The organism is Nocardia sp. CC213A, assembly GCF_030766805.1.
In the GTDB taxonomy this organism is placed as follows: domain Bacteria; phylum Actinomycetota; class Actinomycetes; order Mycobacteriales; family Mycobacteriaceae; genus Nocardia; species Nocardia otitidiscaviarum.
On record NZ_JASFXA010000008.1, the window covers coordinates 141,071 to 158,538 of the forward strand.

The 17,468-nt window shown below is 69.5% G+C and carries 17 protein-coding genes; 8 read left to right on the forward strand and 9 right to left on the reverse strand.

Annotated features, from left to right (window positions below; translation table 11 throughout):
* The first annotated feature begins 53 nt into the window (after positions 1–53).
* Positions 54–530, forward strand: a complete 477-nt coding sequence (locus QJS31_RS16790; protein WP_306357107.1) for a pyridoxamine 5'-phosphate oxidase family protein — start codon at positions 54–56, stop codon at positions 528–530.
* An 81-nt stretch (positions 531–611) separates the two neighbouring features.
* Here the strand turns inward: QJS31_RS16790 and QJS31_RS16795 are convergent, their stop codons facing one another.
* The 5 genes from QJS31_RS16795 to QJS31_RS16815 form a co-directional block, all read right to left on the reverse strand.
* Positions 612–1,025 carry a hypothetical protein gene (locus tag QJS31_RS16795; RefSeq protein WP_306357108.1) on the reverse strand — a complete coding sequence of 138 codons (414 nt, stop codon included), beginning with the start codon at positions 1,023–1,025 and terminating at the stop codon, positions 612–614.
* Between the two features lie 112 nt (positions 1,026–1,137).
* Positions 1,138–2,511: a hypothetical protein gene (locus QJS31_RS16800; RefSeq protein ID WP_306357109.1), complete on the reverse strand. Its 1,374-nt coding sequence runs from the start codon at positions 2,509–2,511 to the stop codon at positions 1,138–1,140.
* Positions 2,512–2,684: 173 nt separating this feature from the next.
* Complete coding sequence (locus QJS31_RS16805; protein WP_143982066.1) at positions 2,685–3,344, reverse strand: HAD family acid phosphatase; 660 nt, start codon at positions 3,342–3,344, stop codon at positions 2,685–2,687.
* A 123-nt stretch (positions 3,345–3,467) separates the two neighbouring features.
* On the reverse strand, positions 3,468–7,076 hold the full coding sequence (gene smc, locus QJS31_RS16810; protein WP_282780601.1) for a chromosome segregation protein SMC: 3,609 nt from the start codon (positions 7,074–7,076) through the stop codon (positions 3,468–3,470).
* A 75-nt stretch (positions 7,077–7,151) separates the two neighbouring features.
* The gene (locus QJS31_RS16815) at positions 7,152–7,859 is read right to left on the reverse strand and encodes a helix-turn-helix transcriptional regulator (RefSeq protein ID WP_306357110.1); all 708 of its coding nucleotides are present in this window, start codon (positions 7,857–7,859) and stop codon (positions 7,152–7,154) included.
* A gap of 64 nt (positions 7,860–7,923) precedes the next feature.
* Here QJS31_RS16815 and QJS31_RS16820 point away from each other — a divergent pair, with 64 nt between their 5' ends.
* The gene (locus QJS31_RS16820; protein ID WP_306357111.1) at positions 7,924–8,634 is read left to right on the forward strand and encodes a hypothetical protein; all 711 of its coding nucleotides are present in this window, start codon (positions 7,924–7,926) and stop codon (positions 8,632–8,634) included.
* The gene (locus QJS31_RS16825) at positions 8,631–9,455 is read left to right on the forward strand and encodes an isocitrate lyase/phosphoenolpyruvate mutase family protein (RefSeq protein WP_306357112.1); all 825 of its coding nucleotides are present in this window, start codon (positions 8,631–8,633) and stop codon (positions 9,453–9,455) included. The genes QJS31_RS16820 and QJS31_RS16825 overlap by 4 nt, the downstream gene beginning before the upstream one ends.
* 17 nt (positions 9,456–9,472) lie before the next feature.
* Here the strand turns inward: QJS31_RS16825 and QJS31_RS16830 are convergent, their stop codons facing one another.
* A complete protein-coding gene (locus QJS31_RS16830) occupies positions 9,473–9,940 on the reverse strand; it encodes a hypothetical protein (protein WP_306357113.1) in 468 nt (155 codons plus the stop codon).
* A gap of 10 nt (positions 9,941–9,950) precedes the next feature.
* Positions 9,951–10,403, reverse strand: a complete 453-nt coding sequence (locus tag QJS31_RS16835; RefSeq protein ID WP_306357114.1) for a DUF1707 domain-containing protein — start codon at positions 10,401–10,403, stop codon at positions 9,951–9,953.
* Positions 10,404–10,549: 146 nt separating this feature from the next.
* Here QJS31_RS16835 and QJS31_RS16840 point away from each other — a divergent pair, with 146 nt between their 5' ends.
* The 3 genes from QJS31_RS16840 (at position 10,550) to QJS31_RS16850 (ending at position 13,485) form a co-directional block, all read left to right on the forward strand.
* Positions 10,550–11,782, forward strand: a complete 1,233-nt coding sequence (locus QJS31_RS16840) for an acyl-CoA dehydrogenase family protein (protein WP_143982073.1) — start codon at positions 10,550–10,552, stop codon at positions 11,780–11,782.
* A 2-nt stretch (positions 11,783–11,784) separates the two neighbouring features.
* Positions 11,785–12,909 (forward strand): acyl-CoA dehydrogenase family protein, encoded by a 1,125-nt coding sequence (locus tag QJS31_RS16845; RefSeq protein WP_306357115.1) that lies wholly within the window; start codon positions 11,785–11,787, stop codon positions 12,907–12,909.
* Positions 12,910–13,044: 135 nt separating this feature from the next.
* Positions 13,045–13,485, forward strand: coding sequence for a carboxymuconolactone decarboxylase family protein (locus QJS31_RS16850; RefSeq protein ID WP_306357116.1), 441 nt, complete (start codon positions 13,045–13,047; stop codon positions 13,483–13,485).
* Positions 13,486–13,574: 89 nt separating this feature from the next.
* Here the strand turns inward: QJS31_RS16850 and QJS31_RS16855 are convergent, their stop codons facing one another.
* Both QJS31_RS16855 and QJS31_RS16860 read right to left on the reverse strand, forming a co-directional pair.
* Positions 13,575–14,945, reverse strand: a complete 1,371-nt coding sequence (locus tag QJS31_RS16855; protein ID WP_306357117.1) for an NAD(P)/FAD-dependent oxidoreductase — start codon at positions 14,943–14,945, stop codon at positions 13,575–13,577.
* A gap of 66 nt (positions 14,946–15,011) precedes the next feature.
* Complete coding sequence (locus QJS31_RS16860; RefSeq protein WP_306357118.1) at positions 15,012–15,479, reverse strand: hypothetical protein; 468 nt, start codon at positions 15,477–15,479, stop codon at positions 15,012–15,014.
* A 167-nt stretch (positions 15,480–15,646) separates the two neighbouring features.
* Between QJS31_RS16860 and QJS31_RS16865 the strand changes: the two genes are divergently transcribed.
* Positions 15,647–16,090, forward strand: a complete 444-nt coding sequence (locus QJS31_RS16865; protein ID WP_029930056.1) for a CBS domain-containing protein — start codon at positions 15,647–15,649, stop codon at positions 16,088–16,090.
* A gap of 28 nt (positions 16,091–16,118) precedes the next feature.
* The gene (locus QJS31_RS16870; protein WP_306357119.1) at positions 16,119–17,402 is read left to right on the forward strand and encodes an ArsB/NhaD family transporter; all 1,284 of its coding nucleotides are present in this window, start codon (positions 16,119–16,121) and stop codon (positions 17,400–17,402) included.
* Positions 17,403–17,468 lie beyond the last annotated feature (66 nt).

Below are 17,468 nucleotides of genomic sequence, written 5' to 3' on the forward strand. Positions count from 1 at the left end.
CGGCGCGGGGAAAGCGGCCACGACGGGGGGCGGCGATGACGAGGGAGTTGGCGATGACGACATTCGACACCATCAGGGATGAGTTCTTCCGATTCACCGGCGAGATCGTGTGGTGCACCATCACCACCGTCGATGCCGACGGTCGCCCGCGCTCGCGCATCCTGCACCCGATCTGGGAGATGGAGGGCGACCGCCCGGTCGGCTGGATCTTCACCAGCCCCTCGCCGATCAAGGCGCGCCATCTGGCCGCCAATCCGACTGTGGCGTTCAGCTATTGGAGCCCGGCGCACAACACTGTATCGGGCGAGGCCGTCGCCACCTGGGTGACGGACGACGCCGTGAAGAAGCATGTGTGGGACCTGTTCACCACCACGCCGGAGCCGCGCGGCTTCGACCTCACCGCGTTCGGAGTGAGCGGCCCGGAGGATCTCAATTTCACCGTGCTTCGCCTGGATCCCGATCGCGTACAGGTCCTCGACGTGGCCAAGTCGTCCGGGACCTTCACGCCCACCGTGGTCCGGCTGGGCTGACGGCCCCGGCACCCTCGCCTCGCGCACGCGGCGATGCCGCCCGGGCCCGGGCGGCATCGCTTCTTCGCGTCGCGGTCGGGGTCAGCGATCCGCGCGCAGCGTGTAGGCCTGCACGGCGGCCATGGCGGCGGTGAAGGCGGCGATCACCAGGATGGCGGCCACCCCGAGGGCGGTGGGGTCGAGCCATCCGGCGGCCAGCACCACCAGGCTGTCGACCGCCCACAGCGCGTTCACCGCGATGATCACGGTGGCGGCGCGGCGCGAGATCACCGGGCGGGTGGCCATGATCAGGACGTCGATCGCGTAGAGGATGAAGAAGGCCCCGACACCGAGCAGCAGCGGAGTGGACAGGCCCAGTGCCGAATCGAGCACTCCGGCGAGCGCCGCAACGAGGATTCCGGAGGCCAGGGTGGCGACGCCGTCGAAGGTGTAGGCCAGGCGCAGCGGGCTCATGCCGGCGATGGTGCGGGTACCGGTGGCGGTGGTGGCGGTCATGGGAATCGGAACCTTTCCGTTCGGTGTCGGTGACTGCCGATACCGTCGCCCGAAATCCACTGCCGACCCCACCACATCCGCTGCCGAATACTGCCAACCGCAGGTCAGAGCCCTATTTCGACATACTGCCGAATCCGGATCGCAGTTGTGCGGCGATCATGCGCGCTGCCGAGTTCTGCCAGTTGTGCAGGGTCCGCTCCGGCACCTGGTCCACGAACCAGGCGAGCGCCTTGCGCGACACCGGGTCCAGATCGGTGCGTTTGGTACGCACGCTGTAGGGCCGAATGCCGACCACGTAGTAGAAGTACACGGCGTTGTAGTGCCGCCATTCCTCGCTGGTGCCGAACTCCTCGCCGGTGCGCGGCTTCAGCGCCGCGATGGCGTCGGTGAGCAGTGTCTTGAGTTCGGCGGCACGATCGAGCGGTCCCGGGGCGCTGTCGCGTGCGGCGAGGCGGCTGTCGATGGCGGGCAGGTCGATGAGCGGACTCGACACCAGCTTGCCCAGATCGGCGTAGTGACTGAGGGCGCGGCGGGTCAGACGTGCGAACTCGTCCTCGCCGAGCGCCGCCAGACCGGACGCGTCGGCTCCGGCCGATGGCTCGACCGCCCGTTTCCGCGGTAGTGCCTCCGCGGCGGTGCGCAACTCGTCGCGCGCCTCGCGCAGCTCCGGTGCGGACGCGAAGACCAGCCGGTCGACGGCCGCCTGCAGGGGCACGTACAGCACCTGCAGCGCGATGGCGGCGGCGATGGTGCCGAAGAACAACACCTCCAGGGCTAGCCGCGGCCCGGTCAGCACGATGGCGACAGCCGCCTGCCCGCCGAAGACAATGGCCGTCGCCTCAGCGACCATGAGGGAGCGCAGCATATCCGCCCGCAGCGCCTCCCCCTCCTCGAAGGCGTCCAGGACAGCGATGCCCACGCCCAGCAGCACCAGATCCACGACCACGAGCGCCAGCACCAGGGTGGCGGGCACCAGTTCGAGGCCGAGCAGGACGAGTGCGGCGCTGAGACCGAACATGATCGCGCCCACGGTGAACAGCCCCGCGACGGTCCCGCGCGCCGAGCCCGCGACGAGCGCCGAGCGATGGCGCAGCAGCGCGATCAGCGAGCCGAACAGCGCGAGGACCGCGCAGACGCCGAGGGCATACGCCGCCGCGCCGATCCCCGCGGCCGCGAGCAGGGCCACGACCGTGCACACCGGCACCAGCCCGAACCGCCACCACCGGTCGGCGCGCTCCCCCGGCGGCTCGGGCAGCAGCCGCACGAACACCCCGCTCCACGCCACCGCGGGCACGCACACCAGCACGGCGCGCACCCCGTCGAACCGCTCGTCCGCGCCGAAGAGGTAACCGAAGACGACCGCGACGGCGTAGCCGAGCAGTCCGGCTCCGGCCCTGCGCAGCACCGGCTTTCCCACGTCCCGCGCCAGCAGATACAAGCCCAGCCACCACGCGACTCCGAAAGCGGCCGCCGTCACCCACAACACGCTGTGAGCCTACTTCGCCGCGTACGACGGGCCGCCCCGGTTCCGGGCGGCCCGTCGACGTTCGCGGCAGTGGTGGCTCGGACGCGCCGACCGCGATCGATCCGGGTGTCGGTGCCGCGCGACGGGAGGGGCGCTGCCGGAGCATCCGTCCCGCGCGGGCATCCGACAGGCGGTCAGGAGAGCGCGCCGTCGTAATCGGGCAGTTTGAAGGTCTGCTGCGCATGCCCGCCCGCGAGGTCCGAGGCGCTGTTGCCGATATTGGCGACGATCGTGTAGCCGTCACCCTCGATATCGATGCGGGCGTTGGTCTTGTACTCCTGCAATCCGGCCGACCCCGCGGACAGCGTGGTGAACGGGCTGCCGTACAGGCCGTCGACGGGATAGCCCACCGCCGACAGGTTGATCTGCGTGTAGATGTTCATCAGTGCCGGACGACCGGTGACGAAGATGATCGCCGCACCCTGCCCCTTCGCCCACTGCGCCAGCGCCAGCATGGGTGCCATGGCCGGAGTAATCACGCTCGGGTTGTACTGCGTCTCCAGCACGGTGTTGTCGATGTCGAACACGACGGCTGGTTTGGTCGACCCGGGCAACGCCCCGGTCAGATAGTCCCGAGCCTGCGCCGCGACCGTCTGCACCTCGGAGATCCACTGGGAGTACGGCGGCAGCTCACCGCCACCGGACAATGACGACGAGCCGGAACCACCGGAGAGTGAGGACGATCCGGACCCACCCGACAGGGAGGACGATCCGGTATCGCCCAGTGCCGACGGCAGCGGTGCGGCCAGGGTGACGGTGATGCCGAGTGCTATACCTGCGATAGAGCGCTTCATGACTCGGGGACGCTAACCGGCAACGTTCAGACGCGCAGGCGTTTCACTTTGCGGCACCGACGAATTCCCGTTCACCGGGACACCTGTCGCCGCAGTCTTGACGCGCTGCCGGGACAACCGGTATCAGGTCGTCGCGCCCACCAGATTCTCCCCGCGCATACGCTGGGAGATCACCTGGGTGATGCCGTCGCCGCGCATGCTCACGCCGTAGAGGGCGTCGGCGATCTCCATGGTCGGCTTCTGGTGGGTGATGACGATGAGCTGGGACTTCTCACGGAGTTGCTCGAACAGGCCGATGAGGCGACGCAGATTGGTGTCGTCCAGGGCCGCCTCGACCTCGTCCATCACGTAGAACGGGGAGGGACGGGCGCGGAAGATGGCGACCAGCAGGGCCACCGCGGTGAGGGACTTCTCGCCACCGGAGAGCAGGGACAGGCGCTTGACCTTCTTGCCCGGCGGGCGGGCCTCCACCTCGACGCCGGTGGCGAGCATGTCGGAGGGGTCGGTGAGCAGCAGGCGGCCCTCGCCGCCGGGGAACAGGCGGCTGAAGACACCGACGAACTCGCGCGCCACGTCCTCGTAGGCTTCGGTGAAGACCTGCAGGATGCGGGCATCCACCTCGGCGACCACGTCGAGCAGGTCCTGGCGGGCCTTCTTGACATCCTCGAGCTGGGTGGCGAGGAAGTTGTAGCGCTCCTCCAGGGCCGCGAACTCCTCCAGCGCAAGGGGATTCACCTTGCCGAGGGTGGTGAGATCCTTCTCGGCGCGCTTGGCGCGGCGCTCCTGAGTGGCCCGGTCGTAGGGCATGGGCTGCGGCGGGCTGACCGCCTCCCCGCGCTCCTTGGCCTGCTCGTACTCCATCATCTCCAGCGCGGTCGGCGGCATGGGCACATCCGGGCCGTACTCGTCGATGAGGTCGTCGAGGGCGATGCCGAACTGCTCGGAGATGGTGGTCTCCAACTGTTCGATGCGCAGCGCCGCCTGGGCGCGCGCCACCTCGTCGCGGTGCACGGCATCGGTGAGCTGGGCGAGCTGGGTGGTGAGGGCGCGGGCGCGCTCCTTGGTCTGATCCACCTGCGCGGCGCATTCGGTGCGGCGGCGCACCAGGTCGTCGCGGCGGGCCCCGGCCTGGGCGACCACCTTCTCGAGTTCGGCGGCCACCCGTTCGGCCGAGTCGGCGACCACGGCGGCCACCGCGGCGGCCTGGCGGCGGGCGGCCTGGGCACGTTCGGCGCGGGCCCGGTTCTCCCGTTCGGCGCGGGCGGCGCGGCGCAGCGAATCCGCTTTGCCACGTACGGATTCGGCGCGTTCCTCGGCGGTGCGCACGGCGAGCCGGGCCTCCACCTCCAGGGAGCGGGCCTCGGCCAGCGCGGCGGCGGCCTCCTCACGGGCGTAGCCGGCGGTCTCGGTGCCCGCGGCCTCGGGATCCATATCGGACTGTTCGAGTTCGGCGTGGCGCAGCCGATCCTCGAGTTCGGCCAGCTTCTCCAGGGTTTCCGCGCGGCCGGCCTCGGTGTCGTCGCGCTGGGCGAGCAGGCGTTCGCAGTCCTTCTGGGCGGCGCGGGCGGTCTGGCCGAGGCGGCCGAGCCGGTCGTAGATGGAGACCAGCGCCTGATCGGATTCGTGCAGGGCGAGCAGGGCGTGGTCGACAGCCTCCTTGCGGTCCGCCTGCTCGGCCAGCGCTCCCGCCAGGGCCGCCTCGAACTCCTCGGACTGGCGCTGCCAGGACGCCAATTCCTGCTGGGCGGCATCGATCTCGGCCTGCACCTCGAGCTGGCTGGGGGCACGGTCGGAGCCGCCGAGCACCCAGCCGGAGCCGGTGAGATCGCCGTCGCGGGTGACGACCCGCAGCTCGGGTCGGACCGTGACGAGTTCCCGTGCGGCGGAGAGGTTCTCGACAACGGCGACGCCCGTGGTGAGGGCGGCGACCGCGGCGCGCAGGGATGCGGGGCAGTCGATCACGTCCAGCAACCAGCGCGCGCCACCGGGCAGTTCCCCGCTCGGCACCGAATTCGCCTGTGCGGCATCGGAGTAGACCACGGCGGCGCGTCCGCCGTCGGCCTCCTTGAGCGCTCGCACCGCACCGTGGGCGGAGGATCCGGTGTCGGCGGTGACGGCGTCGGCGAGCGGCCCGAGCGCGGCGGCCACGGCCGCTTCGAAACCGCTGTCCACCCGCAACTGCCCGGACAGCGGTCCGAGCAGTCCCTCGGCGCGGTGTTCGAGCAGCCAGGCGGCACCGTCGCGGCGCTGCAAACCCATGGTCAGCGCCTCGACGCGGGCGGCGAGCGAGGCGACCCGCTTGCCCGCCTCGCGGTCGCGCTCACGCAGTTCGGTGACCCGCTGGTCGGCCAGTTCGAGGGCCTGCGCGGCATGTTCGTACTGTGCGTCGAGCCCTTCCTCGCCCGCGTCGAGTTCGCTCAATTCGGCTTGGACGGACTCGAATTCGGCGTCGGCGGCCTCGCCGCGCTGCCGTGCCTCGGCGATGGCGGTCGAGAGGCGCTGGATCTCGCCGTCCACCGACTGGGCGCGAATCCGCAGCGAGTCCACCTGCCCGGACAGGCGGGCGAGACCCTCGCGCCGGTCGGCGATGGCGCGCACGGCGGCCAGATGCGCCTGCTCGGCGGCCTTGGCGGCCTGCTCCCGTTCGTGCAGCTGTTCCCGGGCGGCTTCCAGTGTTTCCGCGGCCATTTCGACGGCCGCGACCAGCTCGGCCTCTTCGGCCTCCACTCGATCCGCTTCGCGTTCCAACTGTTCGGGGTCGCGCCCGCTGCCGGTGGGCTGTTCGATGGTGAGGTTGCGGGCCCGGTCGCGGGCGATGCGGATGGTGGCGTTGACCCGCTCGGTCAGCGCCGAGAGCTGGAACCAGCTCTGTGCCGCCGCCTCCGCGCCCGGGGTGAGCTTGGACAGCTCGAATTCCTGCTGCGCGAGCGCCGCATTGGCGGCGTCGAGTTCGGCCTGCACGTTGATCTGCTGTTCGCGCGCGTACGCTTCCTTGCTCTGCTGCCCGTCCAGGTCGCGGCGGCGCGACACCAGATCGTCGGCGGCCAGTCGCAGCCGCGCGTCCCGCAGCTCGGATTGCACGGTCGCCGCCCGCCGCGCGACCTCGGCCTGCCGCCCGAGCGGTTTGAGCTGGCGGCGCAGTTCGGTGGTGAGGTCGGTGAGGCGCGCCAGATTGGCCTGCATGGCATCGAGCTTGCGCACCGCCTTCTCCTTGCGGCGGCGATGCTTCAGCACGCCCGCGGCCTCCTCGATGAAGGCGCGCCGATCCTCCGGCCGCGATTCCAGGATGGCCGACAGCTGTCCCTGCCCGACGATGACGTGCATTTCGCGGCCGATGCCGGAGTCGCTGAGCAGTTCCTGCACATCCATGAGACGGCAGGAGTTGCCGTTGATCTCGTACTCGCCCGCGCCGTCGCGGAACATGCGGCGGGTGATGGAGACCTCGGAGTATTCGATGGGCAGCGCCCCGTCGGAGTTGTCGATGGTGAGCGTGACCTCGGCACGACCCAGCGGGGCGCGACCCGCCGTCCCGGCGAAGATGACGTCCTGCATCTTCCCGCCGCGCAGCGCCTTCGCCCCCTGCTCACCCATCACCCAGGTGAGCGCATCGACGACATTCGATTTCCCCGACCCGTTCGGCCCCACCACGCAGGTGATACCCGGTTCGAACCGGAGCGTCGTCGCGGACGCGAAGGATTTGAAGCCCTTCAGCGTCAGACTCTTCAGGTGCACAGTCGGCCAGGTTACCCGCTCGGCTCGGGTAGCCATGCGTATGCCGGTGCCCGAGTCCGGCGGCGGGCGGCGGGATCAGCGCAGCAGGGCCGGATCGATACCGAGCAGATCGAACAAACCGGACTCGCCCGCGCCGGTGGCTCGCACGGCCCGCCCCCTCCCTATCCGCTCGAGCCAGCCCAGCTCGAGCAGACGGCGGCACAGCTGCGCCCCGGCCGCACCGCCGAGGTGGATGCGGCGTTCGGTCCAGTCGAGGCAGGGACGCACCACGGGGCGGCGGGTTCGGTGCAGCGCGGCCGGGTCGATGCCGAGCCGGTCGGTCAGCAGCACCATTCCGGATTCGGTGAGCGCGAATCCGGTGGTGGTCTCCAGGTGTCCGCGCGCGCCGAGCGCATCGGTGACGGCAACGCCGAGCCGACCCGCGAGGTGGTCGTAGCAGGTGCGTCCCCGAGCCAGTGTGGCCGCGACCGTACCGGCCCGCAGCCCGGTCACCGGCTCATCCGGCGCGTCGACCGCGGCCGCCAACGCCTCGAGCAGTTCGGCGATCCGGGGATTCGCCACCCGCACATAGCGGTGCCGCCCCTGCCGATGCTCCGCCAGCAGCCCGCCGTCGACGAGTCGGTGCACCTGCTCGGTGGCCGTCGACGCGGCCACCTCGGCGTACCGCGCCAGTTCCCCTACCGTCCAGGCGCGACCGTCCAGCAGCGCCAAGCACATGACAGCGCGGGTGCGGTCGGCCAGCAGAGCCGCCAGCCGAGCCAGTTCGGTTCCTCGGGAGAGCACCGGACCATGATCGCGCGCCGACACTTCGGCGCGCACCGAAACGTTCCGGCCCTACGGTCGGCCCATGCGCCGGACCTGCCCGATGATCACCGACCCGAACCGGGTGCGCGAAGCCTTGCGCACCATGCCCGTACCGACCTTTCCCACCGCGACGGCCGCCACCGGCACGGCCTGGCTGCGCGCCCACGTGCCCCGTTTCAGCGAAGGACCGGACCACGCGCGCCGCCGCGCCCTGGTGATCGCGGAACTCGACCGACTCTCCCCCACCGACCTGCGCCACCGGGTGCACGCGGTGACCGACCACCCGCTGCCGCACATCGAGGTGCTGCTGAAAGCGATGGGTCTGCACCACGTCCCGGCCGCCACCGTGGCGGTGATCGCCGCGCACTACCAGCCGCACGAGCCGGACAGCACCGCGGCCGACGCCGCGGTGGACGCCTTGGTCGCGGCGTGCGGAGGAGTAGCCGACGAGGTGACGGCCGCCCGGATCTGCGTCCTCGTCCAAGCCTGCGTGGCCACCGATGTACTGGTCACCCATGCCCGCGACCTGATCGCCCGCCACACACCCCGATCGTGGTCCCCCGACGAGATCCTCGCCCGAACCATGATCGAGAGCCCGCCGCTGCGCTCGACCCGACGTGTCATCGGAGGTGAACAGGTGGAACTCGATCTGCGCCACCCCGGATTGGGTTGGGGCGCAGGCCCACACGCCTGCCCCGGCCGCCCCCAGGCGATTGCCCTCGCCGCCGGAATCCTCGAAGGGACCACCGCGTGACCAAGTCCGAGATCTTCCGCGAGCTGCACTACGGCCCCGAACCCCTGATACTGTCCAATGCCTGGGATTTCGGCTCGGCGGCGCTCCTGGCCGCCGCCGGATTCCCGGCCGTCGGCACCACCAGCCTCGGCATCGCGGCGGCGGCGGGCCTTACCGACGGAATCGGCGCGACCGCAGCCGAAACCCGTACACTGGCACGGCAATTGGCGCGGCTATCGATTCCGGTGACGGTCGATATCGAAGCCGGATTTCACACCGACCCCGCCGAGATCGCGGCTTTCGTCGCCGAACTGGCCGAATTCGGCACGGCGGGCGTGAACGTGGAAGACGGTCGCACCGGCACCTCACTCGCGACCCTGGAACAGCAGGCCGACATCATCACCGCGATCAAGAAACGAACTCCGGACATTTTCGTCAATGCCAGAGTAGACACCTACTGGTTGAACCTGGACCTCGATTCAACGACTTCCCGAGCCGGGAGATACGTGACCGCCGGTGCGGACGGCGTCTTCATTCCCGGGGTCTCGGACATCACCGAGATCGCACGATATGTCCAGGCCGTGCCCGTGCCGCTCAACGTGCTCTATTCCACGGGAGGGCCGGCCATTTCGGAACTCGCCGCCGTCGGGGTACGGCGGATCAGCACGGGGTCACTGCTGTATCGACGAGCGCTGGGCGCGGCGGTAGCAGCAGCTCTCGCAGTTCGAACCGGCCAGGATGTCATCGGCGAAATGCCGAGCTATTCAGAGATACAATCGTCGATTTCCAATCCAGTGCCCGACGCGGTCGCACGCCGCCACATCGCGGAACACATTCAATAGCCTTTTGCTCTCGGCGGCTACACGTCCCGATCGCGTGCCCCCTGCACCAACTGCCGCCGCCACATGTCCAGCAGCACCACCCCGATCACGGTAGGCCCCAACCACGCAACGAGTTGCGCCCCGCCGCGCAGTGGCCCGTCGATGGCGAAGCTGACCACCACCGTCGCCGTGATGAGCGCGATGTAGGAGCCACCGAGACCGTGCACGTAAGCATGGGTCCACTTTCCCGCTCGCCCGGCCGAATACCGCCCCAGCCACGCCAGACCGAATGTCAGCACGGAGAGCGGAATCAGCCCCCACAGTTCGGGCCGCCACCACAGCACCAGGGCGACGGCCGAAAGGCAGACGGCGGCAACCACTCCCAGGTAGGCGACGCCGATGTCTCCCGATCGCCGCCAGTGCGCATCGGCCCACATGAGCACGGGGCCGAGCAGCAGTCCGGCCGCACCGACGAGAATGTGGAACGTCAGGACGGTCGCGTACACGGGCCTGCACCTACCTCGCTCGCGGATGCCTTCCGCAGGTGGACGATTCCCAGCCGGTGAGCATGCGGAACACCAGTACTCCGCCCCACGGCACGATGACCCAGAACGGCCAGAAGTAGGTGGGTTCGCCCGCCGCGATGGAGATCATGGCCCAGATGGCCAGGCACAGCAGGCCGACGCCGAACCAGGCGCTGCCCTCGATGCGCTGCCAGACGGGGATGCGCGGGGTGCGCTGCCGCACTGTTGTTTTCGCGAGTTCGGGCAGGTCGGCGAGGACCACGTGCAGCCCTTCGCGAGTGGGGGTGGCGTAGACCTGGGCCGCGCGCTCGTCGTATTCGGTGGTGGTGATGCGGCCTTCGGCCATGTGGCGACCGAGCTGTTCGATGACGGCCGCGCGCTCGGCGTCCGAGGCGCGGGTGCCGGAGGCGATGTCCATGTCCAGATCCTCCCGAGATTCTTCCATTGTGGAAGGTGAGACTCATATTAATACTCCACAGTGGAATGTCAAGGGTATTGCCGGTGGCTCAAGTGATGGCAGGTGCCAGCACATTTGCCAGCAGGGCATTCGCGATGAGATGGTTATGAGCAGTTCTCAGGCAAGGAGTCATCGTGGATCTGGACTGGTCGCCCGCCGATCTGGCGTTTCGTGATGAGGTGCGAAGTTTCCTCGACGAAAAGTTAACCCCTGATCTTCGTCGGGCCGGGCAGTTGGCGACGAGCGTCTACCCGGATCACGAAGCCAGCATGCGGTGGCAGCACATCCTGCACGAACGCGGCTGGGCGGCTCCCGCGTGGCCGGTGCGGCACGGCGGCTGCGACTGGAGCCTGACGCAGCACTACATCTTCAGCCGCGAGTGCACGCTCGCCGGTGCGCCCAACCTGTCCCCCATGGGCATCCGCATGGTCGCCCACGCCATCATGGCGTTCGGCACCGAGGAACAGCAGAACTACTTCCTGCCGGGCATCCTGACCGGCGAGGTGTTCTTCTGCCAGGGCTATTCGGAGCCCGAGTCAGGGTCGGATCTGGCCTCGCTGTCGATGGCCGCGGTCGACGACGGCGACGATTTCATCGTCACCGGCTCGAAGATCTGGACCACCCACGCCACCGAGGCCAACTGGATCTTCGCCCTGGTGCGCACCTCCAAGCAGGCCAAGAAGCAGCAGGGCATCACCTTCCTGCTCATCGATATGCGCACCCCCGGCATCGAGATCCGGCCGCTGGTCATGACTTCCGGTGAGCAGGTGCAGAATCAGGTCTTCTTCGACCAGGTGCGGGTGCCCAAGAAGAATGTGCTGGGCCAGATCGACGACGGCTGGACCGTGGCCAAATATCTGCTGATCTTCGAACGCGGCGGCGGGGCGGCCGCGCCCGCGCTCCAGGTGATGGCCGAGGAACTCGCGCAGGCCGCCGCCACCCAGCCCGGCCCGGACGGCACGCCGCTCATCGACGATCCCGGATTCGCCCGCCGGCTCGCCGACGCGCGGATCCGCGCCGATGTGCTCGAAGTGCTGGAATATCGCACCCTGTCGGCCATATCGCGCGGCAAGGATCCGGGTTCGGCGGCGTCGACCATCAAGATCCTCGGCACCGAGCTGAGTCAGGTGCTCACCGAACTCGCCCTGGAGGCGGCGGGCCCGCGCGGCCGCGCCTATCAACCGCACGCCACCATGCCCGGTGGCCCGGTCGTCGATTTCACCGCTCCCGCAGACGGATTCGTCAGCGGCGAGGAATGGCAGGCGGTCGCGCCGCTGCGGTACTTCAACGACCGCGCCGGTTCGATCTACGCCGGCAGCAACGAGATTCAGCGCAACATCATCGCCAAAGCCACCCTGGGACTGTAGTCATGGACTTCGAATTCACACCCGAGCAGAACATGCTCCGCGACGCCGTCACCGGGTTCCTCGCGGCCCGCTACGACCTCGAAACCAGCCGTGCCGCGGCCCGTCTGGGCGCGGGCTGGCAGCCCGAGATCTGGCGCGGGCTGGCCGAGGAGGTCGGCGTGCTCGGCGCGAGCCTGCCGGAATCGGTGGGCGGTATCGGTGGCGGGCCGGTCGAGACGATGATCGTCGCCGAAGCGCTCGGCGGCGCACTCGTGGTGGAACCGTATGTCGACACCGTGGTGGTCGGCGGCGGCCTGCTGCGGCGGTCGGACGGCAAACGCGCCGAGGATCTGCTCGCCGGCATCGCCGCGGGCGAGGTGGTCACCGCCTTCGCCGCGCTGGAACCCCAGGCCGGATACGACCTCGGGCAGGTGCGCACCACCGCGCGCCGCGAGGGTGACGACTGGGTGCTGGATGGCACCAAGATCGTGGTCACCACCGCTCCCCTGGCCACCCACCTGCTGGTCACCGCCACCGTCGACGATGGCATCGCCCTGTTCGTCCTCGATTTCGATGCCGCCGCCCCACCCGCCGGGCTCACCGTCGACAGCTACCGCACCATCGACGAGCGCCGCGCCGCCGACCTCACCTTCACCGGCGTACGCCTGCCCGCCGACGCGCTGCTGCTGACCGACGCCGCCGACGCGGTGACCGCCACCCGGGACGAGGCCATCGCCGCGGTCTGCGCCGAGGCCGTCGGGGCCATGCGCAAGGTGCTCACCGACACCGTCGAGTACACCAAGCAGCGCCAGCAGTTCGGGGTGCCGATCGCCAGCTTCCAGGCCCTGCAACACCGCATGGTCGATATGCATCTGGAGTTCGAACAGGCCGTCGCCGCAACCTATCTGGTGACCATGAAGCTCACCGCCGAGCCCGCCGAGCGGGCCCGGGCGGTCGCCGCCGCCAAGGCCACCGTCGCCCGCGCCGCCCGCACCATCGGGCAGGAGGGCGTGCAGCTGCACGGCGCCATGGGCATGACCGAGGAACTGGCCATCGGCCACTTCTTCAAACGGCTCACCGCGATTCAACACGAGTACGGCAGCGCCGATCACCACATCGCCCGCTATGCGGCATTGACCCGCCCCTGACGCCACCCGCGCGGTCCGCTCCGGGCGGGCCGCGCGGTCGGTGACGGACGCCACATTCGAACCCGTCACGCGCCACGCCCCTGCCTCGTCCAAGGGTTGTGCCGAACCGTTCGGCATCGACGAAAGGATGAGCACATGTCGCGTCTGAATCTGCCGAAGCTGGCCCCCGAGGTCTACCGGGCCTGGGCCGCCGCGGAGACGGCGATCGGGCAGGGCCCGCTCGACCCGGTGGTGCGCGAGCTGGTGAAGATTCGCGTCTCCCAGATCAACGGCTGCCTGTTCTGCATCGACATGCACACCACGCAGGCCCGCAAGGAGGGCGAGAGCGAGCAGCGGGTCTTCCACCTGAACGCCTGGCGGGAATCGACCCTGTTCACCGACACCGAGAAGGCCGCCCTCGACTATGCCGAGGCGGCAACCGAACTCGGCCCGCACGGCGTGAGCGACGAGATCTGGGCCGCCGTCGAAAAGCACTTCGACGAGGGCCAGCGCGGCGGCCTGGTCGCCATCACCGCGCAGATCAACCTGTGGAACCGGCTCGGCGTGCCACTGCGGCTCCAGCCCGGCGGCTACTGATCACCGGGCGCGGATCCCGACCACGCCGGCTGGCGACCACGTCGAGCTTCCCTGCCAGGTGCCGTCGGGCACCCGGGCAGGGAGTGCGATCAGGACAGATCCGCCAGTGCGGCCTCGATGGCACGGTGAAACGTGGGATACGCCAGGATCATTCGGCGCAGGGTGGTGACGGGTACCTCCGCGTGCACCGCGATCGACAGCGCGCTGAGCACCTCACCACCCCACGGGCCGACCGAGGTGGCGCCCACCAGCACGCCGCGCCCGGCATCCTCGACGACCTTGACGAAGCCCGCGTTACCGACCTTGTGTATCCACCCGCGCGTCGAGGCCGGTACCTCGACGCTGCCGACGCGCACCGACAGCCCGGCATCGCGCGCCTGCGCCTCGGTCAGACCGACCGCACCGATTTCCGGATCGGTGAAGGTGACCCGGGGCACCGCCCGGTAGTCGCCGGATTCGCCACTGCCGCCGAGGATGTCGTGCACCGCGATCCGCGCCTGGTACATGGACATGTGGGTGAACTCGCCCTTGCCGGTGACATCGCCGATGGCCCACACCCCGTCGGCGGCCCGCATCCGCCCGTCCACCTCGATGCGCTTCGCGCTCTCGTCCAGGCCGACCGCGCCGACGCCGAGCCGGGACAGGTCGGTGTGGCGACCGGTCGCGACCAGCATCCGCTGCGCGTAGTGCACATCGCCGTCGTCGGTGTGCACGACGAACCGGTACCCGTCGTGGTCCACCTGTTTCGGCGTGGTGCCCGTGCGCACTCGAATCCCTTCGGCGGCAAAGGCTTCGGCCAGCACCGCTGCGGCCTCCGGTTCGTCCCTGGGCACCAGTCGGCTGCGCACCAGCATGGTCACCGCGCTGCCGAAGCGCGCGAAGATCTGCGCGAATTCGCAGGCCACGGGCCCGCCGCCGAGCACGATCACCGATTCGGGGGCCGCGGTGACGGTCACCGCGTCCCGGTTGGTCCAGAACGGCGTGCGGTCGAGGCCGGGAATGGGCGGAATCGTCGGTGCCGTACCGGGATTGAGCACGATCGCACGTTCGGCCCGGAACACCCGCGCCCCGTCGGCGGTGTCGACGGTCACCTCCCCCGGCGCGCTGATCCGTCCCCATCCGCGCACGAACCGGCCGCCGGACTTCTCGAACCGGTGCACGGCCGCGGCGTCGTTCCAGTCGTCGGTGGCCTCGTCGCGAATGCGGCGCGCGACAGGAGCCCAATCGTGCCGCACGGTGGCCGACCCGGCCAGCGTGTCCACCCGCCGCCCCTCGGCCACGGCGGCGGCCGCCCGCACCATCATCTTGGTGGGAATGCACGCGTAGTAGGGGCATTCGCCGCCGACGAGCTGCCCCTCCACACCGACCACCGACAGTCCGGCCTCGGCCAGCCGGGTCGCGGCGTCCTCACCGCCGGGCCCCATTCCGACCACCACCGCATCGACCGTCTCGACCGCCATGCCCCGCTCCCTCTCACTGGATTCCGGCCACCCGCACGCCGTGCCGACGATACGCGGCGGCCCAACTCAATCCGAGGAACCGCCGCCGGAGCCGCTGTCGCTGGAACCTCCGCCGGAACTGTCGGAGGCACCGCCGCTGTAGCCGCTGTCGCCGACACCGCCGCCCGATCCGCCGTCGCCGGAACCGCCGTTCCACCAGCCGGAGTCGCCGTGGACGTAGCCGTGATTCGCGTGCCCGTGATAGCCGGTGTGGTGCTGGCCGTGCTGACCACCCGGGTGGTGGCCGTCGTCGTATCGGTCCGAACCGCCCCTCGGAAGGTCGGGATGCCATGCCGGGCTCCCGTCGTACCCGGACGGCCGGTATCCCGGCGGTGGTCCGCCCCGGCCGCGCTGTCCCGGCCCCTGCGGGGTGAAGGCCAGGGGGTCGACGCGTTCGACGCGCCGCCGCGTGCTTCGGGCGATCAGCACGACCAGCAGCGCCGCCAACGCGAGCAGTGCGAGAACCACGCCGATGATCATCACGAGTGACACCATGTCCGGATTATCTGTTTCGACACGCCTTTACGCATCAATTGCGCGACCGCGACCGCCGCGACTCCGCTCACAGCCCCGGGACCAGTGAGTTTCGGTCACACTCGCTAATTCGATCTTGACGTATTCTCTTCGCGTGATGGCCGGGCGGAGCGTCGTATCCTGCACCTATGCATGCCGCACAGTTGGCCGAGGAGTTCCCGGTGGTGTCCCTGGACACCGATGCGCTGGAGGCGGCCGGACTCATGGCGGAGCATCGGCTGCCGGGCATCATGGTGATGGGACCGGACGGCTGTCCGGCGGCCGTGCTGGCCGCCTGGCAGGTGGTGCGCTTCATCATCCCGAAGTACGTGCAGGACGATCCGTCGCTGGCCGGGGTGTTGGACGAGCCCATGTGCGACAAGACCGTGAAACGCCTGCGGGGCAAGAAGGTCCGCGACGTGATGCCGGACAAGCCCGGCGGTATTCCGACCGCCCGACCCGACGACACCATTGTGGAAGTGGCGGCGACCATGGCCCGGCACCGCTCGCCGATCGTCGCGGTGCTGGACGGCAGGCGACTGCTCGGCGTGGTCACCTCGTCGCGACTGCTGGCCGCCGCACTCCAGGTCTGACGGCCGTCCGCGCCCACGGGGTCGCCCGATGACCGCGGTGGCCGTGGCGGTTTTCCTCATCGCCTACGCCCTCATCGCCTCCGAGCGGGTGCACAAGACCACCGCGGCGCTGGGCGGCGCGGCCATCGTGCTGGCGCTGGGCGTGCTCGATGCCGACGACGTCTTCTACTCGCACGAGACCGGCATCGACTGGAATGTCATCTTCCTGCTGCTCGGCATGATGATCATCGTCGGTGTGCTGCGCCAGACCGGGGTCTTCGAGTACACGGCGGTGTGGGCGGCCAAACGCGCGCGCGGTTCCGCGCTGCGGGTCATGATCCTGCTGACCCTCATCACCGCCGTCGCGTCGGCCTTCCTCGACAATGTGACCACGGTGCTGCTCATCGCCCCGGTCACGCTGCTGGTGTGCGAACGCCTGGAGGTGTCGCCCGCGCCCTTCCTGATCGCCGAGGTGCTGGCGTCGAATATCGGCGGCGCGGCCACCCTCATCGGCGATCCGCCCAATATCATCATCGGCAGCCGGGCCGATCTGTCGTTCAACGACTTCCTGTGGAATATGGCCCCCATCGTGCTGCTGGTGCTGCTGGTGCTCATCGCGCTGCTGCCCCGGCTGTTCCGGGGTTCGTTCGAGGTGAATCCGGAGCGGGCGGCCGATGTGATGGCGCTCAACGAGCGCGAGGCGATTCGCGATCCGCGGCTGCTGGTGAAGTGCGGCATCGTGCTCGCCGCCGTATTCGCCGGATTTGTCGGGCATTCCGTCTTCCAGATCGAACCGTCGGTGGTGGCCCTGCTCGGCGCGGGCGTCCTGGTCCTGATCTCCGGCCTGCCGCAACGCGATTACCTCGCCTCCGTGGAATGGGAGACGCTGCTGTTCTTCGTCGGCCTGTTCATCATGGTCGGCGCACTGGTGAAGACCGGCGTGATCGAGCGGCTCGCCGCCCGCGCCACCGAGGTCACCGGCGGCGATGCCCTGCTGGCCACCATGCTCATCCTGGTGGTCTCGGCCGTGCTCTCGGGCATCATCGACAACATCCCCTATGTCGCCACCATGAGTCCGCTGGTGGCGGATCTGGCGGGCAGTATGGACCAGCACGCGGAGGCGCTGTGGTGGTCGCTGGCCCTGGGCGCGGACTTCGGCGGCAATCTCACCGCCGTCGGCGCGAGCGCGAACGTGGTCATGCTGGGCATCGCCCGACGAGCCGACACGCCGATCTCGTTCTGGGAATTCACTCGCAAGGGCATGGTGGTGACGGCGGTGAGCGTCGCGGTGGCGGCACCGTATCTCTGGCTGCGCTATTTCGTTCTCGCCTGACCCGCCCACCGGTGAGAATCCGCACATTACCGTCACGATCTGCGTGGCGATTTCGTGCTGAGGCGT

Bases quoted from the DNA above. Each gene is read 5' to 3' on its own strand.
- QJS31_RS16870 (WP_306357119.1), top strand. From the start codon at position 16,119: ATGACCGCGGTGGCCGTGGCGGTTTTCCTCATCGCCTACGCCCTCATC.
- QJS31_RS16865 (WP_029930056.1), top strand. From the start codon at position 15,647: ATGCATGCCGCACAGTTGGCCGAGGAGTTCCCGGTGGTGTCCCTGGAC.
- QJS31_RS16860 (WP_306357118.1), bottom strand. From the start codon at position 15,479: ATGGTGTCACTCGTGATGATCATCGGCGTGGTTCTCGCACTGCTCGCG.
- QJS31_RS16790 (WP_306357107.1), top strand. From the start codon at position 54: ATGACGACATTCGACACCATCAGGGATGAGTTCTTCCGATTCACCGGC.
- QJS31_RS16845 (WP_306357115.1), top strand. From the start codon at position 11,785: ATGGACTTCGAATTCACACCCGAGCAGAACATGCTCCGCGACGCCGTC.
- QJS31_RS16805 (WP_143982066.1), bottom strand. From the start codon at position 3,344: ATGAAGCGCTCTATCGCAGGTATAGCACTCGGCATCACCGTCACCCTG.
- QJS31_RS16855 (WP_306357117.1), bottom strand. From the start codon at position 14,945: ATGGCGGTCGAGACGGTCGATGCGGTGGTGGTCGGAATGGGGCCCGGC.
- QJS31_RS16850 (WP_306357116.1), top strand. From the start codon at position 13,045: ATGTCGCGTCTGAATCTGCCGAAGCTGGCCCCCGAGGTCTACCGGGCC.
- QJS31_RS16835 (WP_306357114.1), bottom strand. From the start codon at position 10,403: ATGGAAGAATCTCGGGAGGATCTGGACATGGACATCGCCTCCGGCACC.
- QJS31_RS16795 (WP_306357108.1), bottom strand. From the start codon at position 1,025: ATGACCGCCACCACCGCCACCGGTACCCGCACCATCGCCGGCATGAGC.
- QJS31_RS16820 (WP_306357111.1), top strand. From the start codon at position 7,924: ATGCGCCGGACCTGCCCGATGATCACCGACCCGAACCGGGTGCGCGAA.